This is a genomic window from Streptomyces sp. NPDC043746 (genome assembly GCF_056436485.1).
In genome coordinates this window covers 154,090-178,242 of record NZ_JBWKCM010000011.1, presented here as the reverse complement: position 1 = coordinate 178,242, position 24,153 = coordinate 154,090, and the positions used below count along the sequence as shown (strand labels likewise).

General features: G+C 73.0%; 26 protein-coding genes. 9 read left to right on the top strand and 17 right to left on the bottom strand.

Annotated features, from left to right (window positions below):
* Nucleotides 1–27 precede the first annotated feature (27 nt).
* The 4 genes from AC0682_RS15090 to AC0682_RS15075 all read right to left on the bottom strand — a co-directional run bounded on the left by AC0682_RS15090 (nucleotide 28) and on the right by AC0682_RS15075 (nucleotide 3,255).
* A complete protein-coding gene (locus AC0682_RS15090) occupies nucleotides 28–633 on the bottom strand; it encodes a MarC family protein (RefSeq protein WP_478533194.1) in 606 nt (201 codons plus the stop codon).
* Nucleotides 634–827: 194 nt separating this feature from the next.
* The gene (locus AC0682_RS15085; RefSeq protein ID WP_478533192.1) at nucleotides 828–1,694 is read right to left on the bottom strand and encodes a PHP domain-containing protein; all 867 of its coding nucleotides are present in this window, start codon (nucleotides 1,692–1,694) and stop codon (nucleotides 828–830) included.
* A gap of 189 nt (nucleotides 1,695–1,883) precedes the next feature.
* A complete protein-coding gene (locus tag AC0682_RS15080) occupies nucleotides 1,884–2,564 on the bottom strand; it encodes a DUF6758 family protein (protein ID WP_478533191.1) in 681 nt (226 codons plus the stop codon).
* Between the two features lie 106 nt (nucleotides 2,565–2,670).
* Nucleotides 2,671–3,255 carry a suppressor of fused domain protein gene (locus AC0682_RS15075; protein WP_478533190.1) on the bottom strand — a complete coding sequence of 195 codons (585 nt, stop codon included), beginning with the start codon at nucleotides 3,253–3,255 and terminating at the stop codon, nucleotides 2,671–2,673.
* Nucleotides 3,256–3,707: 452 nt separating this feature from the next.
* Between AC0682_RS15075 and AC0682_RS15070 the strand changes: the two genes are divergently transcribed.
* Together AC0682_RS15070 and AC0682_RS15065 are read left to right on the top strand one after the other, a co-directional pair.
* Nucleotides 3,708–4,835 carry a magnesium and cobalt transport protein CorA gene (locus AC0682_RS15070; protein WP_478533188.1) on the top strand — a complete coding sequence of 376 codons (1,128 nt, stop codon included), beginning with the start codon at nucleotides 3,708–3,710 and terminating at the stop codon, nucleotides 4,833–4,835.
* Between the two features lie 35 nt (nucleotides 4,836–4,870).
* Nucleotides 4,871–5,395: a hypothetical protein gene (locus AC0682_RS15065; RefSeq protein ID WP_478533187.1), complete on the top strand. Its 525-nt coding sequence runs from the start codon at nucleotides 4,871–4,873 to the stop codon at nucleotides 5,393–5,395.
* An 18-nt stretch (nucleotides 5,396–5,413) separates the two neighbouring features.
* On the opposite strand, the gene AC0682_RS15060 is transcribed toward AC0682_RS15065, so the two are convergent.
* Nucleotides 5,414–6,175: a hypothetical protein gene (locus tag AC0682_RS15060; RefSeq protein WP_478533186.1), complete on the bottom strand. Its 762-nt coding sequence runs from the start codon at nucleotides 6,173–6,175 to the stop codon at nucleotides 5,414–5,416.
* A gap of 257 nt (nucleotides 6,176–6,432) precedes the next feature.
* Between AC0682_RS15060 and AC0682_RS15055 the strand changes: the two genes are divergently transcribed.
* Entirely contained in the window at nucleotides 6,433–7,566 is a 1,134-nt protein-coding gene (locus AC0682_RS15055; protein ID WP_254811745.1) for an Mrp/NBP35 family ATP-binding protein, read from the top strand.
* Between the two features lie 120 nt (nucleotides 7,567–7,686).
* Here the strand turns inward: AC0682_RS15055 and AC0682_RS15050 are convergent, their stop codons facing one another.
* From AC0682_RS15050 to sigE, 5 genes are all read right to left on the bottom strand, one after another.
* Entirely contained in the window at nucleotides 7,687–8,352 is a 666-nt protein-coding gene (locus AC0682_RS15050) for a hypothetical protein (RefSeq protein WP_478533185.1), read from the bottom strand.
* Between the two features lie 126 nt (nucleotides 8,353–8,478).
* Nucleotides 8,479–8,976 carry a sec-independent translocase gene (locus AC0682_RS15045; protein ID WP_254811747.1) on the bottom strand — a complete coding sequence of 166 codons (498 nt, stop codon included), beginning with the start codon at nucleotides 8,974–8,976 and terminating at the stop codon, nucleotides 8,479–8,481.
* Nucleotides 8,977–9,101: 125 nt separating this feature from the next.
* Nucleotides 9,102–10,817: a trypsin-like peptidase domain-containing protein gene (locus AC0682_RS15040; RefSeq protein ID WP_254811748.1), complete on the bottom strand. Its 1,716-nt coding sequence runs from the start codon at nucleotides 10,815–10,817 to the stop codon at nucleotides 9,102–9,104.
* A 121-nt stretch (nucleotides 10,818–10,938) separates the two neighbouring features.
* On the bottom strand, nucleotides 10,939–12,003 hold the full coding sequence (locus AC0682_RS15035) for an anti-sigma factor family protein (RefSeq protein ID WP_478533184.1): 1,065 nt from the start codon (nucleotides 12,001–12,003) through the stop codon (nucleotides 10,939–10,941).
* Entirely contained in the window at nucleotides 12,000–12,761 is a 762-nt protein-coding gene (gene sigE / locus AC0682_RS15030) for an RNA polymerase sigma factor SigE (protein ID WP_175512372.1), read from the bottom strand. The genes AC0682_RS15035 and sigE overlap by 4 nt, the downstream gene beginning before the upstream one ends.
* A 178-nt stretch (nucleotides 12,762–12,939) precedes the next feature.
* On the opposite strand from sigE, the gene AC0682_RS15025 reads away from it, so the two are divergent.
* The gene (locus AC0682_RS15025; protein ID WP_254811749.1) at nucleotides 12,940–13,605 is read left to right on the top strand and encodes an O-methyltransferase; all 666 of its coding nucleotides are present in this window, start codon (nucleotides 12,940–12,942) and stop codon (nucleotides 13,603–13,605) included.
* Nucleotides 13,606–13,692: 87 nt separating this feature from the next.
* Here AC0682_RS15025 and AC0682_RS15020 read toward each other — a convergent pair whose 3' ends face one another.
* Nucleotides 13,693–13,860 carry a DUF3117 domain-containing protein gene (locus AC0682_RS15020; protein WP_003966491.1) on the bottom strand — a complete coding sequence of 56 codons (168 nt, stop codon included), beginning with the start codon at nucleotides 13,858–13,860 and terminating at the stop codon, nucleotides 13,693–13,695.
* Nucleotides 13,861–14,178: 318 nt separating this feature from the next.
* On the opposite strand from AC0682_RS15020, the gene chcB reads away from it, so the two are divergent.
* Entirely contained in the window at nucleotides 14,179–14,991 is an 813-nt protein-coding gene (gene chcB / locus AC0682_RS15015; RefSeq protein ID WP_254811750.1) for a 2-cyclohexenylcarbonyl CoA isomerase, read from the top strand.
* Nucleotides 14,992–14,995: 4 nt separating this feature from the next.
* Here the strand turns inward: chcB and AC0682_RS15010 are convergent, their stop codons facing one another.
* Entirely contained in the window at nucleotides 14,996–15,616 is a 621-nt protein-coding gene (locus tag AC0682_RS15010; protein WP_254811751.1) for a DNA-3-methyladenine glycosylase I, read from the bottom strand.
* Nucleotides 15,613–16,029 carry a cell division protein DivIVA gene (locus tag AC0682_RS15005; protein ID WP_478533216.1) on the bottom strand — a complete coding sequence of 139 codons (417 nt, stop codon included), beginning with the start codon at nucleotides 16,027–16,029 and terminating at the stop codon, nucleotides 15,613–15,615. The genes AC0682_RS15010 and AC0682_RS15005 overlap by 4 nt, the downstream gene beginning before the upstream one ends.
* 148 nt (nucleotides 16,030–16,177) lie before the next feature.
* Here AC0682_RS15005 and folP point away from each other — a divergent pair, with 148 nt between their 5' ends.
* A complete protein-coding gene (folP, locus tag AC0682_RS15000; protein WP_254811752.1) occupies nucleotides 16,178–17,050 on the top strand; it encodes a dihydropteroate synthase in 873 nt (290 codons plus the stop codon).
* Between the two features lie 166 nt (nucleotides 17,051–17,216).
* On the opposite strand, the gene AC0682_RS14995 is transcribed toward folP, so the two are convergent.
* Complete coding sequence (locus tag AC0682_RS14995; RefSeq protein ID WP_254811753.1) at nucleotides 17,217–18,002, bottom strand: LOG family protein; 786 nt, start codon at nucleotides 18,000–18,002, stop codon at nucleotides 17,217–17,219.
* 145 nt (nucleotides 18,003–18,147) lie between these two features.
* Entirely contained in the window at nucleotides 18,148–19,227 is a 1,080-nt protein-coding gene (gene dapE, locus AC0682_RS14990) for a succinyl-diaminopimelate desuccinylase (RefSeq protein WP_254811754.1), read from the bottom strand.
* 141 nt (nucleotides 19,228–19,368) lie between these two features.
* Between dapE and AC0682_RS14985 the strand changes: the two genes are divergently transcribed.
* On the top strand, nucleotides 19,369–20,301 hold the full coding sequence (locus tag AC0682_RS14985) for a hypothetical protein (RefSeq protein WP_478533182.1): 933 nt from the start codon (nucleotides 19,369–19,371) through the stop codon (nucleotides 20,299–20,301).
* 306 nt (nucleotides 20,302–20,607) lie between these two features.
* Nucleotides 20,608–21,063: an ATP-binding protein gene (locus AC0682_RS14980; RefSeq protein WP_478533181.1), complete on the top strand. Its 456-nt coding sequence runs from the start codon at nucleotides 20,608–20,610 to the stop codon at nucleotides 21,061–21,063.
* Nucleotides 21,064–21,138: 75 nt separating this feature from the next.
* On the opposite strand, the gene AC0682_RS14975 is transcribed toward AC0682_RS14980, so the two are convergent.
* Both AC0682_RS14975 and fdxA read right to left on the bottom strand, forming a co-directional pair.
* The gene (locus tag AC0682_RS14975) at nucleotides 21,139–22,233 is read right to left on the bottom strand and encodes a bifunctional succinyldiaminopimelate transaminase/glutamate-prephenate aminotransferase (RefSeq protein ID WP_478533180.1); all 1,095 of its coding nucleotides are present in this window, start codon (nucleotides 22,231–22,233) and stop codon (nucleotides 21,139–21,141) included.
* Between the two features lie 138 nt (nucleotides 22,234–22,371).
* The gene (gene fdxA / locus AC0682_RS14970; RefSeq protein WP_018489192.1) at nucleotides 22,372–22,692 is read right to left on the bottom strand and encodes a ferredoxin; all 321 of its coding nucleotides are present in this window, start codon (nucleotides 22,690–22,692) and stop codon (nucleotides 22,372–22,374) included.
* Between the two features lie 117 nt (nucleotides 22,693–22,809).
* Here fdxA and AC0682_RS14965 point away from each other — a divergent pair, with 117 nt between their 5' ends.
* Entirely contained in the window at nucleotides 22,810–23,835 is a 1,026-nt protein-coding gene (locus AC0682_RS14965; RefSeq protein WP_478533178.1) for a GNAT family N-acetyltransferase, read from the top strand.
* Nucleotides 23,836–24,153 lie beyond the last annotated feature (318 nt).

Genomic DNA, 24,153 nt, shown 5'->3' with positions numbered 1-24,153 from the left:
GCGCAGTGGTGCGGTGAAGGCGCGGACTCAGGAGGTCTGGATGACCTGCGTGACGCCGTTGATGATCTGCTGTACGGCGATGGCCGAGAGCATCATCCCGGCGAGCCGGGTCACCAGGACCACCCCGCCGTCCTTGATGATCCGGATGATCACCAGCGAGTAGCGCATCGTCAGCCAGAGCACCACGTGCATGGCCGCGATCGCGGACCACACGGAGAGCTGGCCGCCGAAACCGTCGGCGTGCTGCACGGCCAGGATGACCGAGACGATGGCACCGGGGCCGGCCAGCAGCGGCATGCCCAGCGGTACGAGCGCCACGTTGACGTCCTTGGTCTGCGTCGGCTGCTCCGTCTTGCCGGTCAGCAGGTCCAGCGCGATGAGCAGCAGCAGAAGTCCGCCCGCGATCATCAGGGCGGGCACGGAGACATGCAGGTAGTCCAGGATCTGCTGGCCCAGCAGACCGAAGACGGCGATCACACCGAAGGCGACCGCCACGGCCTGGAGCGCCATCCTGCGTTGCACCTTGGCGGGGCGGCCCGCGGTGAGGGCCAGAAAGATCGGAGTGACTCCGGGCGGATCCATAATCACAAAAAGGGTGAGAAAAAGGGATCCGAAGACAGCGACGTCGAACACAGTGAGCCTTGCGAGAGATGAGCGGGTGGTACGGAGGTGTGCGGGCCTGTCCGGTCCGCCGTCGGCGCACGACGGCGGCGGGCAAGGGGGCGCGGGAGTGGAACGTGGTGCGGTAAGGGAGGGGGCGGGTCCGTGAGGCCCCGGGGGCTGCCGGGCACTTGTCCGCGGCGTCGCGGGCAGGTGTCGGACACCCTCTAGCGGCGGCCTGCTCCGCCCGCGCCCGGCACCGGGAAGGCTCCCGTGGCGCGCCGGGTGATCTCGCCGTAGATCTCCGGGTCGGTGGTGTACTCGCCGAGCCGGACGGTCTTTCGGCTGCCGTGGTAGTCGCTGGAGCCGGTGGTCAGGAGACCCAGCTCCCGGGCGAGACCGCGCAGCCGGGCCCGGGTGGGCCCGTCGTGGTCCATGTGGTCGACCTCGATGCCGTCGAGGCCCGCGTCGGCGAGCGCGGCCAGCTCGGCCTCGGGGACCACCTCACCGCGCTTGGCGGCCGCCGGGTGGGCGAAGACCGTGACCCCGCCCGCCGCCTTGACGAGCCGGACCGCCTCGAAGGGGTCCAGCTCGTGCTTCTCGGCATAGGCCCGGCCGCCGTTGCCCAGCCACTCGGGCGTGAAGGCGTCGGAGACGGTGTCCACGACGCCCAGCTCGACGAGGGCGGCGGCCACGTGCGGGCGGCCGACCGAGCCGTCCCCGGCGATCCGGGCGACCTGCTCCCAGGTGATGGGGACATCGAGGGCGCGGAGCTTGCGGACCATCTCCTGGGCGCGGGGCACCCGGTCGTCGCGTACCAGCTCGCGCTCGCGCTCCAGCTCGGGGTCGGTGGGGTCGAAGAGGTACGCCAGCATGTGCAGGCTCACCCCGTTGAGTCGGCAGGACAGCTCGGCGCCGGTGACCAGGGTGAGCCCCTCGGGCAGCGCGTCGATGGCCTGCTCGTGGCCGCCGACGGTGTCGTGGTCGGTGAGCGCGACGACGTCCAACCCCGCGGCGGCGGCGCCGGCGACCAGCTCGGCGGGGGTGTCCGTACCGTCCGAAGCGGTGGAGTGGGTGTGCAGGTCGATGCGCACGACGTATGACTCCAGGGCTCGCGGGCGGACGGGGGACCGCTCAAGGATAACCGCCGCACACCGGGCCCCCGGCCGCCCGCGGAGAGACGACCGCCACGCACGGGCCGCCGCGCATCACGCCCCGTCCGCGTACGCTCCCGGGGGCCGGCCACGGCTGCGTACACCCCGCGCGCACTCCGCCCCCGGGGCCTACCGCTCCCCGTTGTTCCCCTGCCGGGGCGGGGACTCCGGGACGGCGAGGAGGCGGGGGGTCAGCGCGCCGCAGGGGACGAGGTCGACCTCTCCCCCGGCGTCCCGCAGATCCGTCAGCACCAGCTCGTCGTAGAGCAGCAGCCCCGACTGCTCGGGCCACAGGATCGCCCAGAGCCAGAGACCGCGCGCCTCGCCCGCGAAGACCGCCCGGTCCTCGGGGGCGTTCCGGACGTGCCAGAGCGGGGTGGGGCGGCCGGCGGCGTGGACCTTGGCATCGGGGGCCCCGTCGACGTTCAGCCGGTTGCCGGGGTCGAGGCCGTCGATCCCGGCGTACCGGGCACCAAGCCCGACCCCCAGCTCCTCGGCGACGAGCAGCATCTCGCCCATGCCCCCCAGCGGTCCGGGGCCCGAGCAGGCGACGACGGTCGCACGGCCGCCGCTGCGGTCGTCACCCGCACTCGCCACACCGGTGAACAGCCAGCCCACGGGGAGCGGCCACGGCATCCAGACGGGCACCTGCGAGCGGTGCACCACCACGCCGAGCGCCTCGACGCTCGGCGGGACGACCGGCTGCATCGGGTGCACCTGGCCGTGCGCGGAGCACTGCCAGGCGTCGGCGAAGAGACCGGGCGCCCTGACCCGGCCACCGCACTTCGGGCAACTGGGTTCGCCCCTCATAAGGCCCCACGGTCCTCCCCGCCGGTCGCCGCGTCAAGGACGATCACCCTTCCGCAGCGTGGCTGCCGCCCCGAGGAGGCGGCTGCGGCCGGTATCCGTACGCCGGTCAGTCCAGCGGTACGGAGGTACGCAGCGGATCCCGCAGGTCCGTTCCGTGCGTGAGCCACCGCTCCTGGAGCTCCTGCGCCCCCCGAACCCGCTTCCAGGCGGCCTCGTTGGGGGTCATCGGCAGCAGCGGCAGGAAGCGGACCGGGTCCATCGGCCCGTCCAGCTCCAGGTCCTCCACCAGCCCTCCGGACTCCGCCACCAGCACCGAGGTGAACGGGGCGCCGGGCCAGAGCGGCTCGCCCAGGTCCAGCGATGCCCCCGGCGCCACCACCAGCCCCTCGACCTGGGGGGAGGCCGCCAGCACGGCGAGCGGGCGCAGCACCTGGTCGGTGGCGGCGAGCCCGGCCCGTACCGACAGGACCAGCTCGGCGCGCGGGCCCTTCACCGGGTCGGCCAGCGGCGAGGTGGGGTCGGCCATCGGCTGCCCGGACATGCCGAGCGTGGCGTAGCGCACCACATCTCCGTCGAGGAAGCGGAGCACCTCGATACGGTCCGTGCCGAGAAACGTCACATCGGCGCGGGCGTCCGGATCCCCGAGGGCCGAGCGGAGCCGGGCTTCGACCAGAGCGAGAATTTCTGCCATCCGGCGAGCATAGAGTGCGTGCACAGTGGGCAAGGTAGGGGACTGGCCCGGGACGGCTGATAGCCTGGCCGCCGGTCGGGACAGCACGCAGAAGCGTCGCTCTCCGTCCCGACGACACGTCGTCCCCCACGGGGGACCGGCCGGAGGAGGTGGGGACTGCTATGGATCCAAGTCGACCGTGCAGTATCGATCCCTCTTCCGCGCATCGCTCTTCCCGCTGAACCCCCGTTCAGTCATCCGTTGAACTGACGCGCCGTCCGGCTTCCCCGACGGCCCTTTTCAACGGTCGTTCGCCCGCCGCACGGAAGACGCCTCCGTTCTCTCTCCGCCTGTCTGTTGCGAACGCCGTCATCGCGCCCGCGCGGTGGAGCCCGCTTTGCGGACGTGAGCCCACGTCCCCATTCCGGGCTGTTCCACGCCCTCGCCGACGGCCCTCCGTGAAGGAGCCAGCCATGTCGATGATCCGTGACCTGCGCGCTGCCGTGCGCCCCTCCCTGCGTCCGGCCTCCCCCAAGAGCACCACGCCCTACAGCGCGTACGACACCACCCGCGACCCCTCCGCCTCCACCGCGGTCGTCGACTGCGCGGTCTACCGCGACGGCTACCGCCTGGAGGGGCCCGCGACCCCGACGCCGCATGAGGCGATGCTCGAAGTCCGGGAGAAGGGCGGCTTCGCCTGGATCGGGCTGCACGAGCCCACGGAGGAGGAATTCGCGGGCATCGCCCGGGAGTTCGGGCTCCACCCGCTCGCCGTGGAGGACGCCGTCCACGCCCACCAGCGGCCCAAGCTGGAGCGGTACGACGACACGCTCTTCACCGTCTTCAAGACCATCCACTACGTGGAACACGCCGAACTGACCGCGACCAGCGAGGTCGTGGAGACCGGTGAGGTGATGTGCTTCACCGGCCAGGACTTCGTCATAACCGTCCGGCACGGCGGCCAGGGCTCCCTGCGCGGTCTGCGCCACCGCCTCCAGGACGACCCGGAGCTGTTGGCCAAGGGCCCGTCGGCCGTGCTGCACGCCATGGCCGACCATGTCGTCGACGGCTACATCGCGGTGGCGGAGGCGGTGCAGGACGACATCGACGAGGTGGAGATCGACGTCTTCTCCTCCCCCGCCAAGGGCGGCCGACGCGGTTCGGACGCGGGGCGGATCTACCAGCTCAAGCGGGAGGTGCTGGAGTTCAAGCGGGCCGTGTCGCCGCTGCTGCGTCCGATGCAGCTGTTGAGCGAGCGGCCGATGCGGCTGATCGACCCGGACATCCAGAAGTACTTCCGGGACGTGGCCGACCACCTCGCCCGGGTCCAGGAGGAGGTCATCGGCTTCGACGAGCTGCTGAACTCGATCCTCCAGGCCAATCTGGCGCAGGCGACCGTCACCCAGAACGAGGACATGCGCAAGATCACCTCCTGGGCGGCGATCATCGCCGTCCCCACGGCGATCTGCGGGGTCTACGGCATGAACTTCGACTACATGCCGGAGCTGGAGTGGAAGTACGGCTATCCGCTGGTGCTGGGGCTCATCGGCGCGGTCTGCTTCTCCATCCACCGCATCCTGAAGCGCAACGGCTGGCTGTGAGCGCGGGGACGCACGCAGGGCCTAAGCTCCCCGCCATGAGCGATGCCGCCAAGACGCTGCTGGAGAGGGCCCTCGTCGAGGAGGCCACCAAGAAGTCGGGGCTCGTCTGGGTGCGTGCCGCCGGGCCCGCCCGGGCCGTGTGGCACGTCTGGCACGAGGGCGCGGCCCACCTCGTCGGGGGCGGCGCCGGTGAGCAGCCGCTGCCCTCCGGGCTGACCGACGGGGGGAGCGCCGAGGTGACCGTGCGCAGCAAGGACAAGGGCGGCCGGATCGTCGCCTGGACCGCGGTCGTACACGTTCTGGCGCCGCACTCCGAGGAGTGGGAGGCGGCCGTGGCCGAGCTGAGGGGCAAGCGGCTGAACGCCCCGGACGCCGAGGTGATGACGGAGCGCTGGGCCAGGGAGTGCACGGTCGTGCGCCTCACTCCCGCATCGGTCAGGACCGCGCTGCCGGACACCTCGCTGGCCGCCGCCCCGCTGCCGACCGGGGCGACCACCCGGCGGCCCGCACCGGCCGCGCTCCCCAGGCTGCTGCTGAAGCGACGCCGCGGGCAGGGCTGAGGCCGGCCCGGAAGGGAGTCAGCCGGAGGACTTGGGGAGCTGGCCGCCGTAGTCCACGGTGTCGTCGTCCTCGGGGGCCTCCAAGGTGAGGGCGCGCCCCCAGTCGGCCAGGGTGACGGTGCCCCCGCCGCCGCCGCGTGCCACCCGCACCGGGTACGGCTTCCCCTCCAGGGAGACGTCGAGCGCCCCGCCCTCGCCCTTGCCGCCCAGCAGCTGGATGGTGCGGTGGCCGGTGACGGTGTCCCGGGCCCCCTTGTTCAGGGTGCCGTGCAGCGTCAGCAGGCCGTCGAGCAGGACCTTCTTGTCGGTGAAGCCACGCAGCTGGCCGTAGCTGGGGTCGCCCTCGGGGACCTTGACGTACTTGCCGCCCAGCTTCTCGGCGGCCTCCTGGTCGGAGCGGCTCGCCTTGCCGCCCTCCTCGTGGATCCAGAAGTCGGCGTCGGCCTTGATGAAGAGTTCGTCCTCGACGCGCAGCAGCACGAAGCTCCGCTTCTTGGAGGAGACCGACCCCGTGCCGCCCTTGTCGCTGAGCTTCATGTTCAGCACGTAGGTGCCGCCCTTGGTGACCAGGGTGCCCGCCAGCCGTACACCGTCCGCGCTGTCGGCCGCCGCTCTGGCCTTCGCGTCGATCTGCTCCGCCGGGAGTCTGCCGATGCCGTTGGTCCCCTTGTCCGGGTCCTCGCCCGCGCAGGCGGTGAGAGTCGCGACGAGCCCACCGCAGAGCACGACGGCGAGCGCGGTCCGGCGATGATTCCGGACGGCCGGGGCGAAGGAGGTCACGGGCGTACTGCCTCTCAACGGCGATCGGGGGCAGAGCGCAGCGTACCCGGGCTCCGGACCCCGTCCGGCAGCCAGCCGTACGGATCTGCCTGCCGATGCCCCGGGTGACGGTGTCGCGAGGTGGCAACCCGGGCCCGGAGCCGCAGGACCTGGTGGGGGACGTGGAGGAGCGCCGGAGGGTGCGCACTCGGAGAGTGACGAAGGCGACCGTCGAGGGGCTACCCGGTCGTAGGGCCGGGCGCCGTAACATCGTCGGTATGGCTACGGAAGACGCGGTGCTTGAGGCACTGGCGACAGTGAACGACCCGGAGATCCACCGCCCGATCACCGAGCTGGGCATGGTGAAGTCGGTCGAGATCGATCCTGACGGTGCAGTCGCTGTCACGGTGTATCTCACGGTCTCCGGCTGCCCGATGCGCGAGACGATCACCAGGAACGTGGAGGAGGCCGTCTCGCGGGTGGAGGGCGTCTCCCGGGTGGCGGTCACCCTCGACGTGATGAGCGACGAGCAGCGCAAGGACCTGGCGAGCTCGCTGCGCGGCGGTACGGCCGAGCGCGAGGTGCCCTTCGCCAAGCCCGGCTCGCTGACCCGGGTGTACGCGGTCGCCTCCGGCAAGGGGGGCGTCGGCAAGTCCTCCGTGACGGTGAACCTGGCTGCGGCGATGGCGGCCGACGGGCTGAAGGTGGGCGTCGTGGACGCGGACATCTACGGGCACAGCGTGCCCCGGATGCTCGGCGCGGACGGCAAGCCCACCCAGGTCGAGAACATGATCATGCCGCCGTCGTCGCACGGCGTGAAGGTCATCTCCATCGGCATGTTCACGCCGGGCAACGCGCCCGTGGTGTGGCGCGGCCCGATGCTCCACCGGGCGCTCCAGCAGTTCCTGGCCGATGTGTACTGGGGCGACCTGGACGTCCTGCTGCTGGACCTGCCGCCGGGCACCGGTGACATCGCGATCTCCGTGGCACAGCTCGTGCCGAACGCGGAGATCCTGGTGGTCACGACCCCGCAGCAGGCGGCGGCCGAGGTGGCGGAGCGGGCCGGTTCCATCGCCGTACAGACCCACCAGAAGATCGTCGGCGTCGTGGAGAACATGTCGGGCATGCCGTGCCCGCACTGCGACGAGATGGTCGACGTCTTCGGCTCGGGCGGCGGCGCGCGGGTCGCGGAGGGGCTGACCCGGACGGTGGGCGCCGAGGTGCCGGTGCTGGGCGCGATCCCGATCGACGTACGGCTGCGCGAGGGCGGCGACGAGGGCAAGCCCGTGGTCCTGTCCGACCCGGACTCCCCGGCGGGCAGCGCGCTGCGGGCCATCGCGCGGAAGCTGGGCGGTCGTCAGCGGGGCCTGTCGGGCATGTCGCTGGGGATCACCCCGCGCAACAAGTTCTGACCCCGCCCGGCCCGTCCGGCTTCTGAGAGGGCGTCTTCCGTCCCCGGCGCCGGACGGGGCCCGGGCGTATCCGGCCCGTCCGGCGCCCGGGGACGGAGCGGCCCGCCGGCCGCCTCCGGCCTACGCGTAGCTCTGGATGTCCTTGATCACCGAGAAGCCCAGCCCGTACGCGCTCATCCCCCGCCCGTACGCCCCGATGTGCACGCGCTCGTGCGCCGACCCGGCGAGCACCCAGCCGAACTCGGACTCGCGGTAGTGGAACTCCACCGGGACCCCGTCCACCGGCAGGGAGAGCGTCGTCCAGGGCGCGGAGCCGAGGTCGTCGGCGAGGGTGAACGCGGTCTCGGTCTGCTGGTCCAGCCAGTCGTCGCGCAGGGTGTGGTCCATCTGGGGCGGCCAGGTGTACGCCAGCAGCCCCGAACCGGCCAGCCAGGCCGCCGAGGAGACCGTGGTGGCGTCCAGGACGCCCGTCCCGTCACCGCTGCGTCTGACGGGGCTCGCTGCGACCGTGATGACGGCCGCGAACCGTTCCCTCTCGGCGGCGGAGCCGTCCGTCTTCACCGAGGGCTCGTCACCGTGGCCGGTGGAGCCGTGCTGCACGGTGCCGTCCGCAGCCGTGCCGACCTGCATCAGCCAGCGGGGCCCGGTGAAGGCGTCGTCCAGGCCGTACCAGGGGAACGGCGCCTCCAGATAGCCGTCGACGGTACGCCGCCGGGCCGCCGGTACCTCCCCCGCCGCGACCGTGCCAGGGGCACCGTCCGTATCCACCCGACTCGTCGTCTCCATCTGAGCGGCCGCCTCCTCGATCAGTCCTGATCCGGAGCGGCCCGCCCCCCGCGGGCATGGGCGTCCTCGCAACCGGACAGATGGAGAATAGCCATACCGCCCGGGCGGGTCGGGATTGACCTGGCGTCAGGTGGCGTCCGCGTCGAACGGCGGACGCTCGGGCTGCGCCTGCTGCGGGGCCTTCCTCAGCAGGTCAGGGGTGGTGTCACCGGCCTTGGTGAGGCTGGGAGCGGTGGTGGTCGCCGGCGCACCCGCCGCTCCGTCGGCCGCACTGTTGGCGGAATCCGGTGCCGGGGTGCGTCCGTTGACCGCGTCCGTGACGTCGGACAGCTCCTTGCGCAGGTCGAAGCTCTCGCGGATCTCCTTCAGGCCCAGGTCGTCGTTGCCGTCCATCAGCTGCTTGCGGACGAACGTCTTGGGGTTGAGGTCCTCGAACTCGAAGTCCTTGAACTGCGGGCCCAGCTCCGTACGGATGTCTTCCTTGGCACTGTCCGAGAACTCACGGATCTTGCGGATGGTGCGCGTGACGTCCTGGATGAGCTTGGGCAGCTTGTCAGGGCCGAAGACCAGCACGGCCAGGACACCGATGGTCAGCAGCTCCAGTGCGCCTATGTCATTGAACACCTAGCTGCTCCTCGTGTGCTCCGCGTGTTCGCCGCCTGAAACCGACATTCCCGGCAGGCTGAGGGGTGCCCGGACCGCTCAACGGTACCTGGCCGACCTGTCCGGGCGGTACCTCGCCATGGCGCTCACGTGCCGCTCGACGAACCGAGCGTCAACGTGATGGTCAGCTCCTCGCCACCCCGGGTGAGCCGCAGCTCCAGCCGGTCGCCCGGCCGGTGGGCGCGGATCTTCACGATCAGCTCCTCCCCGCTGTGCACCCGCTGGCCCTGGACGGCGGTGATGACGTCGCCGGACCGGATGCCCGCCTTGGCCGCGGGGCCGTCCTTGGTGACCGCGGGGCCGTCGTCGGCGCCCTTCGCACCGACCTTGGCGCCGTCGCCGGTGAACTTCATGTCCAGCGTGACGCCGATCACGGGGTGGGTCGCCCTGCCGGTGTTGATCAGCTCCTCGGCGACGCGCTTGCCCTGGTTGATCGGTATCGCGAAGCCGAGGCCGATGGAGCCGGACTGCCCGCCGCGCTCGGGGCCCTTGCCGCTGTCGGCGGCGCGGATGGCGCTGTTGATGCCGATGACATGGGCCTGGGTGTCGACGAGCGGGCCGCCGGAGTTGCCGGGGTTGATCGGGGCGTCGGTCTGGAGGGCGTCGACGTAGCTGATGTCGCTGCCGTCGCCCTTCTCGCCGCCCGCGGTGATGGGGCGCTGCTTGGCGCTGATGATGCCCGAGGTGACCGTGTTGGAGAGGTCGAAGGGGGCGCCGATGGCCACCACGGGGTCGCCCACCTGGACGTTGTCGGAGTTGCCGAGCGGCAGGGGCTTGAGGCCCGAGACCCCGCGGACCCTGACGACCGCGAGGTCGTAGCCGCTGTCCTTGCCGACCAGCTCGGCGGCGGCCGTCTCGCCGCTGCTGAACGTCACGGTGATGGCGCCGGTGCTCCCGGCCGGGGCGACGACGTGGTTGTTGGTGAGGATGTGGCCCCGGTCGTCGAGGACGAAGCCGGTGCCGGTGCCGGACTCCGCGGTGCCGCTGACGTGCAGGGTGACCACGCTGGGCAGGGCGCTGGCGGCGATGCCCGCGACGCTCTCGGGGGCCCGGTCGGTGGTGGTGCGGCTCGCCTGGGGCAGCTCGACGGTGGTCAGGCCGCCGTTGCGCTCGATGTAGGCGCCGACCCCGCCGCCGATGCCGCTGGCGACCAGGGTGAGCAGCAGCATCCCGGCGAAGGCACCGCCCCGCCGGTTCTTCCGCCGCCCCGGCTCGCTCCCGGCCGGCGGCCCCGGCTGCGTCAACGGCTGCCCCGGCGCCGCCCAGGGGTCGTACTGCCCCCACTGCGCGGGCACGGGGGCGGGCTGAGCCGGTACGCCGGTGGGCTGCGGCGGCACCGGGGAGGGGGCCTGCGGCGAGGGGGCCGCGGCCTGCGGGGGTACGGGGGTGCCGTGGGCCGGGGTCGGCCGCTGGAACGGCGGCGCGGGCGCCCAGGGGCCGGGGTCCCCGTACGGCGGAGTGCTGTAGGCGTCGGGCTCGTGCAGCGGCGCCCCGGGCGGGAGGGGCGGGCCGGACGACTGCGGCACCTGGCCCGCGGTGGGTGCCGCTGCACCGGCCGGCGCAGGGGCGTCAGCGGGTACGGGGGCTTCGCCGGACGGGACGGCGTCAGCGGGCGCGGGGGCAGCGGCTGCCGGGTGGCCGGGGGCGGCCCCCGGTCCCGGTGCGGTGCCGCTCGCGGCGGGCGGGGCCGTGGGCGTGGCCCCGCCCGGACCCCGGCTCTCCGGCTCGGTGCGGCCGGGCCGCCCCGCCGTGGGGCGGCTCCACCACTTCGCCTGGGGCCCGGTGGGCTTCCCGTCGTCCATGCTCTCTCCGCAACTGGCCTCTGCACGCCCCACAGAGGCGTCCCTCCCCGGAATTCAACCAGGTTTGCGAATCTCCCCGCAGCGTCCCGTACGGGATCGGCCGGGGAACGGCCGATCCCGGTCAGCGGCTGGGCGGCAGCGGGCTCGCCAGGTCGTTGGCCGGTGCCTGACGGATCTCCGGGGCCGAGGAGGCCGGCGGGGCGCTCGCCTTGGCGGTCGATCCGCTGCCCAGCACCGCCGCGAGCAGCGGGGCGGAGCCGCCGGTCGGACGTATCAGCGGGGGGACGGACACGTTCAGCACGGGGAACGTGAAGGGGTGCCCGCCCGGCGGGGAGGAGAGGAGCGGCGGGGCCGTCGTCTGCGCCCGGGGGAACAGGGGCGGCTTCGCCGTGGGGGGGACGGACTCCGCAGACGGGGTGAGCACGGGCGCGGGCCGGTGCGAGCCGGTCGACGAGATGTCGGCCGCCGACCGGTTGACGGCGAGGCGGTCTCCGCCGACCGACTGGCTGCCGCCGCGACGGCTCACGGCCTCGTCCGAGGCCCCGGCACGGGTCTCCGCGTCGAGCGGGGTCACGCTGCTCCCGCTGCCCTCGGCGCGCAGGAGGGGGTCCTGGGCGGAGTCCAGCGGCAGGGTGCCGCCGAGCGCGATGGCGGCCAGGGAGACCGCGCCGGCCGCGGCGAAGGCGAAGCGCCGGCCGCGCCAGGGTGAACGCTCGGGGTCCCGGGCCATGTCGTGTATACGGAAGGCGGAACGGGAGCCGCCGGGCAGGACGGCGGTGGAGCCGTGGGCGGCGGGGAGATACCCGAAGTCGGCCGGCGCGGAGGGGCTCACGGCGTCGCGGCGGGTGGAGCCGGAGGGCCGCAGCGGGGGGAAGAACTCGTCGGCGAACGGACCGCCGGAGCCGAAGGGCCGGCCGGAGCCGGTGCCGTCGCCGCCAGGACCGCCGGGAAGGCCCTGGAGGCGGGCCAGGAACCCCTCGGAGGGCGGGGGGGCGGCGGACATGGCGAAGGCGCTCTTGAGGCGGCGCTGGGCGTCGGCCTCGACCTTGCACCGGGCGCAGGTCGCCAGATGGGCGAGGACCCGCTCCCGGGCGTCGTGGTTCAGCTCGCCGTCGACCAGCGCGGCGAGCCGGTCCCCCAGATGCGCTTCGGCAGGGGTGGGACCGGTCGGACCTGTGCCGCTCACGCCGTTCCGCCCTCCCCTGCCAGGACCGCGTCCGCCAGGGAGCGCTGCTCGGCGCGGGCTTCGGGCGAACGGTGCTTGAGCGCCTTGCGCAGGTGCGAGCGGCCGCGGTGGATACGGCTGCGCACCGTGCCGAGCTTCACGCCGAGGGTGGCGGCGATCTCCTCGTAGCTGAGGCCCTCGATGTCGCAGAGGACGACGGCGGCCCGGAACTCGGGCGCGAGGGTGTCCAGCGCCTGCTGCACGTCGGCGTCGAAGTGGGTGTCGTTGAAGACCTGCTGCGGTGACGGCTCCCTGCTGGGCAGCCGCTCGGCCGCGTCGTCGCCGAGCGAGTCGAAGCGGATGCGCTGCTTGCGCCGGACCATGTCCAGGAAGAGGTTGGTGGTGATGCGGTGCAGCCACCCCTCGAACGTGCCGGGGGTGTACGTCGACAGCGAGCGGAAGACGCGGACGAAGACCTCCTGGGTGAGGTCCTCGGCGTCGTGCTGGTTGCCCGTCAGCCGGTAGGCGAGGCGGTACACGCGACCGCTGTGCGTGCTGACGATCTCTTCCCATGAGGGCGGGGTCCACGCCTGAGCATCCGCATCGGAGGCGAAGGTCGCGGTCGGTGCGGAGACTTCGGAAGAACGGTCAGCGATGTTGGTCACGGATTTCGGCTCACCGGCCGACCTGAGAAGGCGCCGCAGCACCCCGCCCCGATCCACAGGCGCAGCCGCACCTCCCCTATCGGCTCTGGTGGTGTCCAGTGGAGCCCCTACCATAGCCACCTCGCCCGTTAGCTCCGGATAAGCCTTTTTCCCTGCTGGGGCCGGGCGTCGCCCGGAACATCCCCGCAGCTCACCGGTCCGATCCGCGGGCCGGGGCGCTGCGCTTTCCCCACTCCTTGCACAACGCCCGGTCCCATCTGCGGGTTCCCGGGTCCAGCGGATACAGTCACCGTTGCGCCAACTACGGGGACAGGAGAGGGTCATTACCGCCAACCGGCAGACGAGCTGGAGCCTCGCCGACGCCTTTGTCGCCGAGGACGAAGCTCTGCACCGGGCCCGGGAGCGGGCCCGTGAGCTGGGGATCCGCTCGGTGTCACCCGGCACCGGCGCCGCGCTGCGCCTGCTGGCCGGCGCCACGGACGCCAAGGCGGTGGCGGAGATCGGTACGGGCACGGGCGTGTCCGGCATCTATCTGCTGCACGGGATGCGGCCCGACGGCGTGCTGACCACGGTCGACCCGGAGCCCGAGCGCCAGCAGTTCGCCCGGGAGGCGTTCCGCGAGGCGGGCTTCGCCTCCAACCGGGCCCGCTTCATCCCCGGCCGGGCGCTGGACGTCCTGCCCCGGCTCGCTGACGGCGGTTACGACCTCGTCTTCTGCGACGGCGACCGGCTGGAGAGCCTCGACTGCCTGGCTGAATCGTTGCGCCTGCTGCGCCCCGGCGGCCTGGTCTGCTTCGAGGGCGTCTTCGCCGACGGCCGTACGGTCGACTCGGCCGCCCAGCCGACCGAGGTGCTGCGGCTGCGGGAGCTGCTGCGCGCGGTCCGCGACAGCCAGGAACTGATGCCGACGCTGCTGCCGGTGGGCGACGGACTGCTCTGCGCGGTCCGGCGCGGCTGACCGCCTGACACCGTCTGCCGCGAACGCACCGCTGCCCGGTACGGAAGACCGTACCGGGCAGCGGTGGAAGGTGATGGGCGTTGCGCGTCAGCCGACGACCTTCTTCAGTGCGTCGCCGAGGGCATCGGCCTCGTCCGGAGTCAGCTCGACAACAAGCCGACCGCCGCCTTCGAGCGGAACCCGCATGACGATGCCCCGCCCCTCCTTTGTCACCTCGAGCGGGCCGTCGCCCGTCCGCGGCTTCATGGCCGCCATGCTCGTTCCCCTTCCTGAAACCAGCTCATCGCAACCGGCGGCCCCATGACAGGCGCTGCCTCACCGGCATCGAACACATTGCTTCTCCGCCATTATCCCGCATCAACGACCCCGATGACCAACATCGCTCTGCATCGCTTGCGCAACGCGCTCTCTCAAAACCACCCAATTCGGGGATCCGGCTGCGATACTTCGCCGCCACGGCGCCTCGGGCGGGAGCCGATTGTTAGACGCAGGTCACATCCGTGGTCCGCGCCGCGTCGGCCATGCTTGCCTTGCAGGGGCAACGATGCCCGAGCAGCGAGGGGATGGACCGCAATGGCCGACGAGCAGGCGAACACCGTTCTGTACGACGTGAGCGAAGGGCTCGCGACGATCACGCTCAACCGACCCGACGCGATGAACGCGCTGAACACGGCGGCGAAGGTCGCGCTCCGGGACGCGCTGCTGGAGGCCTCGGCGGACCCGGAGGTTCGGGCGGTGCTGCTCACGGCCACCGGGCGCGCCTTCTGTGTCGGCCAGGACCTCAAGGAGCACGTCGCCACGCTGGCGGCGACCCGTGAGGCGGGCGACGGAAACGCGCTGAGCACGGTGCGGGAGCACTACAACCCGATCGTGCGGGCCATCACGGAGATGCCGAAGCCGGTCGTGGCCGGGGTGAACGGGGTCGCGGCCGGGGCCGGGTTCGGTTTCGCCCTGGCCGCCGACTACCGGGTGGTCGCCGACACCGCCTCCTTCAACACCTCGTTCGCGGGGGTCGCGCTCACCGCCGACTCGGGCGTGTCCTGGACCCTGCCGCGGCTGGTCGGGCAGACCCGCGCGGCGGACCTGCTGTTCTTCCCGCGGTCGATCTCCGCGCAGGACGCGCTGGAGCTGGGCATCGTCAACCGCGTGGTCCCCGCCGCCGAGCTGGCCGGGCAGGCGGCGGATGTCGCCCGCACCCTGGCCGCCGGGCCCACGGTGGCGTACGCGGGGCTGAAGGCGTCCATGGCCTACGGCGCCGGGCACACGCTGGCCGAGGCGCTGGAGAAGGAGGACGAACTCCAGACCCGGGCGGGGGCGTCGCAGGACCACACGATCGCGGTGGAGGCGTTCCTGAAGAAGGAGAAGCCGGTCTACCTGGGGAAGTAGCCGCTCACCCGGCCCGGGGCGCTTCTCGTCCGGCGGGTGCGCCGCCGCCCCGGGCCACGCACTCCGCGAGGTGGTCGTCGACCAGGCCGCAGGCCTGCATCAGGGCGTAGGCGGTGGTGGGGCCGACGAAGCGGATCGAGCGCTTCTTCAGCTCCTTGGCGAGCGCGGTGGACTCCGGGGTGAGGGCGGGGACGTCACCCAGCCCGCGTGGGGCGGGGCGGTCGGCCGGGTCGGGGGCGTACGACCAGATCAGCTCGTCCAGCTGTCCGGCCGGCCAGTCGGCCAGGACCTTCGCGTTGGCGAGGGTGGCGTCGACCTTGGCCCTGTTGCGGATGATGCCCGGGTCGGCGAGCAGCCGCTCCCGGTCGGTGCCGGTGAACGCGGCGACCTCGGCGATGCGGAATCCGGCGAAGGCCGTACGGAAGGTCTCGCGGCGGCGCAGGATCGTCAGCCAGGACAGGCCGGACTGGAACGCCTCCAGGCAGAGCCGTTCGAACAGGGCGTCGTCCCCGTGGACCGGGCGGCCCCACTCCGTGTCGTGGTAGACGAGGTAGTCGTCGGTGGCGAGGCCCCAGGGGCAGCGCAGCCCCCCGTCCGGGGCGGCCACGGCTTTGCCGTCGCTCATCGTCCGGCCTCCTCGCCGCGGTCCGCCGGTGCCGCGCCCCGGTCGCGCGGCTCGGCGGGCCGGTCCTCGCCCGGCTGCTTGAACAGATCGGTGCCGGTGCTCACGGCGGACGCCTGCGCCCCGGCCAGGGCGGACTCCAGCTCCGCGATCCGGGCGTCCCGCTCGGCCAGCTCGGCGCCGAGCCGGGAGAGCGCCTCGTCCACGTCGGCCATCCGGTAGCCCCGGGCGGCCATGGGCAGGCGCAGCGCCTCCACGTCCGCCCGGCCGACCGGGCGGCTCGCGGGCAGCGGGTCGGTGAACCGCTCGGGCTCCACATCCTGGAGCACGGCGCTCCCGCCGCCGCCGACCACCGCGAGGGTGACCGCCGTGACGACCACGACCATCGTGAGCAGCAAGAACCAGAACACGCGCATCTCCCCGGGGGCAAAGACCTCGTCCGGCTCCGATCGTGCCATGCGGGAGTGACAGATCGGGCCGACCACGGAAGGCCTTAGGGTCGCAGACGGGCCAACCGCGGGTCGGCGGAGGGCTGCCGCGGGCTATCTGAGGAGGAAATACGGGATGCGGAGCGGTGCACTCAGGCTGGGGCGGCGGGAGTTCGGGCCGCACGAGCCGGTGATCATGGCGATCGTGAACCGGACCCCGGACTCCTTCTACGACCAGGGCGCCACGTTCAGGGACGAGCCGGCGCTCGCCCGGGTCGAGCAGGCGGTGGCCGAGGGTGCGGCGATCATCGACATCGGCGGGGTGAAGGCCGGCCCCGGCGAGGAGGTGAGCGCCCAGGAGGAGGCGCGCCGGACGGTGGGTTTCGTGGCCGAGGTCCGCCGTCGCCACCCGGACGTGGTGATCAGCGTGGACACCTGGCGCCATGATGTGGGCGAGGCGGTCTGCGAGGCCGGGGCGGATGTGCTGAACGACGCGTGGGGCGGGGTCGACCCGAAGCTCGCGGAGGTGGCCGCGCGGTACGGGGCGGGTCTCGTCTGCACCCACGCGGGGGGTGCGGAGCCACGGACCCGGCCGCATCGGATCGCGTACGACGACGTCATGGCGGACATCCTGCGGGTGACGGTGGGGCTTGCGGAGCGGGCGGTCCGGCTCGGGGTGCGGCCGGACGGGGTCATGATCGATCCCGGGCACGACTTCGGGAAGAACACGCGGCACTCCCTGGAGGCGACGCGGCGCCTGGAGGAGATGGCCGAGACGGGGTGGCCGGTGCTGGTCTCCCTGTCCAACAAGGACTTCGTGGGCGAGACGCTGGACCGGCCGGTGAAGGAGCGGGTGATCGGCACCCTGGCGACGACCGCGGTGTCGGCGTGGCTGGGGGCGCGGGTGTACCGGGTGCACGAGGTGGCGGAGACGCGGCAGGTGCTGGACATGGTGGCGTCGATCGCGGGGCACAGGCCTCCGGCGGTGGCGCGGCGGGGGTTGGCGTAGCCGGAGCCTGCCGGACGGGGCGGCGGGGCGGGGCCGGGGGCGCTGCCCCCTGGGCCCCGCTCCTCAAGCGCCGGAGGGGCCGGAGAAGACGACCTCAAACGCCGGACGGGCTTGCGAGTGGCCGAGCCGACCGAAAAGCGTCCTCAAACGCCGGGCGGGGTTGGTTTCACCGTCCGACCTCCTTCGTGACCAGCGCCACCGCCTCCTCCACGTCGTCCGTCACGTGGAACAGCAGCAGGTCCTTGTCCGAGGCCTTGCCCTGGCCCACCACCGTGTCGCGGAGCCAGTCCACCAGGCCGCCCCAGTAGGCGGTGCCGAAGAGGACGATCGGGAAGCGGGTGACCTTGCCGGTCTGGACGAGGGTGAGGGCTTCGAAGAGTTCGTCCAGGGTGCCGAGGCCGCCGGGAAGCACTACGAAGCCCTGGGCGTACTTCACGAACATCGTCTTGCGGACGAAGAAGTAGCGGAAGTTGACGCCGATGTCGACGTGCGGGTTCAGCCCCGACTCGAAGGGCAGCTCGATGCCGAGGCCGACCGAGACGCCCCGCGCCTCCCGGGCTCCCTTGTTGGCGGCCTCCATGGCGCCGGGGCCGCCTCCGGTGATCACCGCGAAGCCCGCGTCGACCAGGGCCTTGCCGATCGCGACCCCGGCCTCGTACTCCGCCGATCCGGCCGGGGTACGGGCCGAGCCGAAGACGCTGATCGCGCTCGGCAGTTCGGCCAGCGCGCCGAAGCCCTCGACGAACTCCGACTGGATGCGCATCACCCGCCACGGGTCGGTGTGCACCCACTCGGAGTCGCCCTCGGAGTCCAGCAGCCGCTGATCGGTCGTGCCGGGCTGGACCTGCTCCCTGCGGCGCAGTACCGGACCCAGCCACTGTTCCTCGGGGGCCACCGCGCCCTCGGGGACCTCCGCACCTTCGGGAATCCGTGCGTCCTCGGCGTTGCCCATGTTCCGCTCCCTCCACCGACCTGCGTCGTCCTGGGTCGGGCTGTGTCGTGCTGCGTCCGGCCAGCGTAGATCGGCGGAGGTTACGTACGGGGGAATGCCGTACGTCGAGCGGTCAGCCGGCCGTCGGTCGGCGGGCCGGGGGCCGTCAGCCGGTCAGCCAGGCGCGGAGGCGGTCCTCGCAGTGGGTGATCCTCTCGACCACCACGTGCTCGTCGCGCTTGTGCGCGTACATCGGGTCGCCGGGGCCGTAGTTCACCGCGGGGACGCCGAGGCCGCCGAAGCGGGAGACGTCCGTCCAGCCGAACTTGGGCCGGGCGGTGCCACCGACCGCCGCCATGAAGGCCTGGGCGGCGGGGTGGGAGAGGCCGGGCATGGCCGCGCCCGAGTGGTCGTCGATGACGATCTCGGCCACTCCGCAGTCCGCGAAGACCTCCCGGACGTGGGCGATGGCCTCCTCCTCGGTGCGGTCGGGGGCGTACCGGTAGTTGACGACGACGGTGCAGGCGTCCGGGATGACGTTGGTGGCGACGCCGCCCTCGATGCCGACCGCGTTGAGCCCCTCGTGGTACTCCAGGCCGTCGATGACCGGGCGGCGGGGCTCGTACGCCGCCAGCTTCGCCAGGATCGGGGCGGCGGCGTGGATCGCGTTGGACCCCATCCAGCTGCGCGCCGAGTGCGCCCGCTCCCCCGTGGTCCGCAGGTGGACGCGGAGCGTGCCCTGGCAGCCGCCCTCGACCTCGCCGTTCGAGGGCTCCAGGAGGACGGCGAAGTCTCCGGCGAGCCAGTCGGGGTGGGCGGTGGCGATGTGGCCGAGGCCGTTGAGGTGGGCGGCGACCTCCTCGTTGTCGTAGAAGATGAAGGTCAGGTCGCGGTTGGGCTCGGGGACCGTCGCGGCGATCCGGAGCTGGACGGCGACGCCGGCCTTCATGTCGGTGGTCCCGCAGCCCCAGAGGATGCCGTTCCCGTCGAGGCGGGAGGGGACGTTGTCGGCGATCGGCACGGTGTCGATGTGCCCGGCGAGGACGACGCGCTCGGCGCGGCCGAGGTGCGTGCGGGCGACGACGTTGTTGCCGTGGCGGTCGACGGTCAGATGGGGCAGGCTGCGCAGCGCTGTCTCGATCGCGTCGGCGAGCGCCTTCTCCTCCCCGCTGACCGAGGGGAAGTCGACGAGCCGGGCGGTGAGCGCCGGGCCGTCCAGGGTCAGGTCAAGCGTGCTGTCGGACATGGCCCGACCCTAGAGGACCGTGCGCCGGGCCCGGCCGGGGCCCCGGAGGGCCGGGGTTCCCGCCCGTCCCGGAGGGCGGGGGTGTCCGTCCCGGAGGGCCGGAGTATCGGCCCCGGTCGAACCCTCCAGTACGGTGGGGCCGTGTCCCGGACAGCCAGGCCCGCCCGCCGTCGCCGCAGCCGCCTTCTCCGCTACGCGGCCGCCTTCGGCGTGCTCGCCGCCCTGGGTGGTTATCTGGCCGTTCAGTACGACTCCTCCACCACCGAGTCCGTGCCGCGCTGCGTGGTCCGGGCCCCCGACGGGGACCACACGTACGAGATGAGCCTGCACCAGGCGGCGAACGCGGCGACGATCTCCGCCGTGGGCACCACGCGCGGGATGCCGGAGCGGGCGGTGACGATCGCGATCGCCACCGCGATCCAGGAGTCCACGCTCCGCAACATCGACTACGGCGACCGGGACTCGGTGGGCCTGTTCCAGCAGCGGCCCTCACAGGGCTGGGGCACCGTGGAGCAGATCATGGACCCCGTCTACTCGGCCGGGGAGTTCTACGACCACCTCGCCAAGGTCCCCGGATACTCCCGCCTCCCGCTGACCGTGGCGGCCCAGCGCGTGCAGCGCAGCGGGTTCCCGCAGGCGTACGCGAAGCACGAGCCGGACGCCGCACTGCTGGCCGCCGCGCTGACCGGGCGCGAGCCCACCGCGCTGAACTGCACGCCGTCGAAGAAGACCGGCCAGGGCCCGGGCGACGCGGGACAGGTACGGGCCGAGCTGGTACGCACCTTCGGCAAGGACGTCCTGCCGGCGACGAAGGCCGCCGGCCCCTCGGCCGCCGCCACCGTCTCGGTGCCCGTACCCGCGACGACCGGAGCACAGGCCGGGGCGGAGGCGGACGGCGCGCCGCGGCGCGGCTGGGAGCTGGCGCACTGGGCGGTGGCGCACTCCCAGGAGCTGCGCATCGACCGTGTGAGCTACGCCGACCGGATCTGGGAGGCGGGTTCCGGCTGGCGGACAGAACACACGAAGGAGAAGGAACCGGGCACGGCGGCCGTCGCCATCCAGGTCGCCCAGTAGTTCGGACCCTCACCCGTTCGGACCCTTGGGCCGAACGCCCCGGTCCCCACCGGCCGCCCCTCCGAGGGCTCACCCGCAGCATGCCGATCCCCTTGCCGCTCAAGGGAAGTGACGGTTCGTCGAACGGCTTCGGAATGGTTCGTTTGCCCGGGTTCCTCCACTGCGGATTATCGGACGCATTACTCACTCTTTACCTTCGGTCGCCGCAACCTTCCCTCCCCTCGAACCGGTTGTCAGTGCGTCCGGCCGCTGGAACCCGTCCAGGTTCGCCGGAACGAATCGTTGACTTCCCGTCGAAGGAGCACCATGTCCCTCCCCCTGACCCGTCGGATCGCTCGTACCGCGCTGCTGATCGCCGCGGGTGCGGCCCCCGTGGTCGGTGCGGCCGGCGCCGCGAGTGCCGCAGAGCTCCCCCGGACCCCGGACCTCGGAGGCCTGACCGCCCTCGACGGCGCCGGCCTCGGCAACACCGTGGACAGCGCCGCCCGCCAGGGCACCCAGGCCGCCGGTGAGACGGGCGGCCGCCTCGTGGGTACCGCCCTGCCGGCCGCCGGTGCCACCGTCGGCAAGACCGCCAGGGTGGCCGCCCCGGCCGCCCAGGAGACCGCCGGCCAGACCGCGGGCAGTGCGGGCGAGGCCCTCGGCGGCGTGGCCGACGCCGCGGGCGGCGGCCTGCCGACCGACGCGCTCACCCAGGGCGGTCTGCCCACCGACGCCCTCACCAAGGGCGGCCTGCCGCTGGGCGGGCTGCCGATCGGCTGACCCGCCGCCGCGTGACCAGGTGACGTGAGAGGGCCCGGGGAGTGCGCACCCCCCGGGCCCTCTCACCTGCCAGGTTCAGGACAGGCGCTTGACCGCCGCCGCCACCCGCTCGTCGGTCGCCGTGAACGCCACCCGGACGAAGTTCTCGCCCGCCGGTCCGTAGAAGTCGCCGGGCGCCACCAGGATGCCCAGCTGGGCGAGGTGGGCCACGGTCTCCCAGCACGGCTCGTCGCGGGTCGCCCAGAGGTAGAGGCTCGCCTCGCTGTGCTCGATCCGGAAGCCGTGCGCCTCCAGGGCGGCGCGCAGGGCCAGGCGCCGGTCGGCGTACCGGGCGCGCTGCTCGGCCACATGCGCGTCGTCCCCGAGGGCGGCGACGGTGGCCGCCTGGACGGGGGCGGGCGTCATCATCCCGCCGTGCTTGCGGATCAGCAGCAGCTCACCGAGGACCGCCGCGTCGCCCGCGACGAACGCGGCCCGGTAACCGGCCAGGTTGGAGCGCTTGGACAGCGAGTGGACGGCGACGAGCCCCTCGTAGTGGCCGCCGCAGACGTCCGGGTGGAGCACCGAGACCGGCTCGGCCTCCCAGCCCAGCTCCAGGTAGCACTCGTCGCTGAGGACCAGCACCCCGTGCTCGCGCGCCCAGGCGACGATCCGGACCAGCTCGTCCTTGGCCAGCACCCGGCCGGTCGGGTTGGAGGGCGAGTTGAGCCAGAGCAGCTTCAGTCCGGCCGGGTCCAGCTCGGTCGGGTCGTCGTAGACGACGGGCTCGGCGCCGCAGAGCCGCGCGCCGACCTCGTACGTCGGGTAGGCGAGGCGCGGGTAGGCGACCTTGTCGCCCGGGCCGAGCCCGAGCTGCGTGGGCAGCCAGGCCACCAGCTCCTTGGAGCCGACGACCGGCAGCACATGGGCGTGCGTCACGCCGGTCGCGCCGAGCCGCCGCTCCACCCAGCCGGTGAGCGCGTCACGCAGGGCCTCGGTCCCCCACACCGTCGGATAGCCGGGGCTGTCGGCGGCGGCGACGAGCGCCTGCCGGATCACCTCGGGCACCGGGTCGACCGGCGTACCGACGGAGAGGTCCACGATGCCGTCCGGGTGGGCCTGGGCCGTGGTCTTGTACGGCGTGAGCCTGTCCCAGGGGAAGACCGGGAGGCGGGAGGAGACTGCGGACACGGGGCGGCTCTGCTTTCTGGGGCTGTTCGGGGACCGGCGGCCGGACGAGGGCGGACCCCGCGACCGTACGGGGATACGCCTCGGTCCCGCACGGTGACGAGCCGTACGGGACCGGGCTTGCGCTCGTGGTGCGGCCGCTTACTGGTTCTGCGGCGGCAGACCGGCGATGAAGGAGTGGTCGCGCTCGATGAGACCCAGCTTGGAGGCACCGCCCGGCGAGCCGAGGTCGTCGAAGAACTCGACGTTCGCCTTGTAGTAGTCCTTCCACTCCTCGGGGGTGTCGTCCTCGTAGAAGATGGCCTCGACCGGGCAGACCGGCTCACAGGCTCCGCAGTCGACGCATTCGTCCGGGTGGATGTACAAGGACCGCTGGCCCTCGTAGATGCAGTCGACGGGGCACTCCTCGATGCAGGCCTTGTCCTTCACGTCGACACAAGGCTGCGCGATGACGTAGGTCACGCTGTCGTTCCTCCTCGGTAGGGCGTTGGCTCTCGCGCGGGAGCGCGGCGTCGTCGATGCCCGCACCTAGTATCTCCGTTCTCGGGCACGATCCGAACAGGAGGGGCGGACAGAGCTGTGGAATTCACCATGGGCGGACGGCTGGAAGTCCGGATCACACCGGCTGACGTGGGCAAACGCGTCTCCGTCCGGCGGCGCTCCGCGGGGGGCGGCTCCGGCGCGGAGTTCACTGACACGGTCGGCGTTCTCACATCATGGGACGGCGGTGTGGTGGCGATCACACGCAAGAGTGGTGAATCGGTCCGCATCCTGGAATCGTCCCTGGTCGCGGGCAAGGTCGTGCCCGCCGCCCCGGCCCGCAGGCGGGGCCCGGCGGCCTCCTTCGCGGAGCTGGCCGCCGTCACCGCGCGCGCCTGGCAGCCGGTGGAGAGCGAGCCGCTGGGCGAATGGCGGCTGCGCGCCGCCGCCGGCTTCACCCGGCGCGCCAACTCCGTGCTGCCGCTCGGAGATCCGGGGCTGCCGCTCGGCGAGGCGTTCGGGCGGGTCGAGCAGTGGTACGGAGAGCGGGGCCTGCCCCCCTACATCCAGACGGCGACCGGGGCCGAGGGCGCGCAGGAGGCGCTCTGCGCGGAGCTGGAGCGGCACGGCTGGCGGCGCGAGGTCTCGGCACAGGTGCGGATCGCCGCGCTGGCACCGGTCGGTGATCTGGACGCGGATGTGTCCGCGGTGCGGCTGACCCGCGAGCCGGACGGGGCGTGGCTCTCCCGCTACCAGCGCTTCTCCACCCCCGGCCCCCATGTGCTGAGGGTGCTGGGCAGCGGCCCGTCGGTCTGGTTCGCCACGGTGGCGGGCGGGGCGGCGGGGGCCGGTGGGGGCGCGGGTGGCGGTGAGCCGCCCGCGGCGATCGGGCGGTGTGTCGTGGACGGGCGGTGGGCCGGGTTCATGGCCGTCGAGGTCGCCCCCGAGCACCGGCGGCGCGGGCTGGCCACGGCGGTGATGGCGGCGCTGGCCCGCCGGGCCCAGGACGAGGGCGCTTCGGCGGCCTGGCTCCAGGTGGAGGAGGACAATGAGGGAGCGCGGGCGCTGTACGACGGCATGGGCTTCGCCACGCACCACCGGTACCACCACTTCCGGCCCGTGTAGCGGAGCGCGGGGGCAGAGCGGCAACGCCGGGGGGCCCGGTGGGGCGCCCACGGGAGAGTGGTTCAGGCGGGGCGGTGGGCCCACAGGGCCCCGGCCATGCCGGAGGCGGCGGGGACGGTGGGGACGGCCGGGCAACGAGCGGCGGGACGGCCACGGAACGGCGGAGCAGCGGGTCCGCCGGGCCACGGGGACGCAGACACGGCGGAGGCGGCGGGACGGCTGAGGCAGCGGGCGGCAGGGCGGCCACGACAGGGGCTCCGCAGGACCGGTACGGGCGGCGGGTCCGCAGGGCGCCGCAGAGGTACGGCAGCAAGGACG

Coding starts and splice junctions, on each gene's coding strand:
- AC0682_RS15080 (WP_478533191.1), bottom strand. CDS start 2,564: ATGAGGGGCGAACCCAGTTGCCCGAAGTGCGGTGGCCGGGTCAGGGCG.
- AC0682_RS15075 (WP_478533190.1), bottom strand. CDS start 3,255: ATGGCAGAAATTCTCGCTCTGGTCGAAGCCCGGCTCCGCTCGGCCCTC.
- AC0682_RS15070 (WP_478533188.1), top strand. CDS start 3,708: ATGTCGATGATCCGTGACCTGCGCGCTGCCGTGCGCCCCTCCCTGCGT.
- AC0682_RS15065 (WP_478533187.1), top strand. CDS start 4,871: ATGAGCGATGCCGCCAAGACGCTGCTGGAGAGGGCCCTCGTCGAGGAG.
- AC0682_RS15055 (WP_254811745.1), top strand. CDS start 6,433: ATGGCTACGGAAGACGCGGTGCTTGAGGCACTGGCGACAGTGAACGAC.
- AC0682_RS15050 (WP_478533185.1), bottom strand. CDS start 8,352: ATGGAGACGACGAGTCGGGTGGATACGGACGGTGCCCCTGGCACGGTC.
- AC0682_RS15040 (WP_254811748.1), bottom strand. CDS start 10,817: ATGGACGACGGGAAGCCCACCGGGCCCCAGGCGAAGTGGTGGAGCCGC.
- sigE (WP_175512372.1), bottom strand. CDS start 12,761: ATGGTAGGGGCTCCACTGGACACCACCAGAGCCGATAGGGGAGGTGCG.
- AC0682_RS15020 (WP_003966491.1), bottom strand. CDS start 13,860: ATGGCGGCCATGAAGCCGCGGACGGGCGACGGCCCGCTCGAGGTGACA.
- chcB (WP_254811750.1), top strand. CDS start 14,179: ATGGCCGACGAGCAGGCGAACACCGTTCTGTACGACGTGAGCGAAGGG.
- AC0682_RS15010 (WP_254811751.1), bottom strand. CDS start 15,616: ATGAGCGACGGCAAAGCCGTGGCCGCCCCGGACGGGGGGCTGCGCTGC.
- AC0682_RS15005 (WP_478533216.1), bottom strand. CDS start 16,029: ATGCGCGTGTTCTGGTTCTTGCTGCTCACGATGGTCGTGGTCGTCACG.
- folP (WP_254811752.1), top strand. CDS start 16,178: ATGCGGAGCGGTGCACTCAGGCTGGGGCGGCGGGAGTTCGGGCCGCAC.
- AC0682_RS14995 (WP_254811753.1), bottom strand. CDS start 18,002: ATGGGCAACGCCGAGGACGCACGGATTCCCGAAGGTGCGGAGGTCCCC.
- dapE (WP_254811754.1), bottom strand. CDS start 19,227: ATGTCCGACAGCACGCTTGACCTGACCCTGGACGGCCCGGCGCTCACC.
- AC0682_RS14980 (WP_478533181.1), top strand. CDS start 20,608: ATGTCCCTCCCCCTGACCCGTCGGATCGCTCGTACCGCGCTGCTGATC.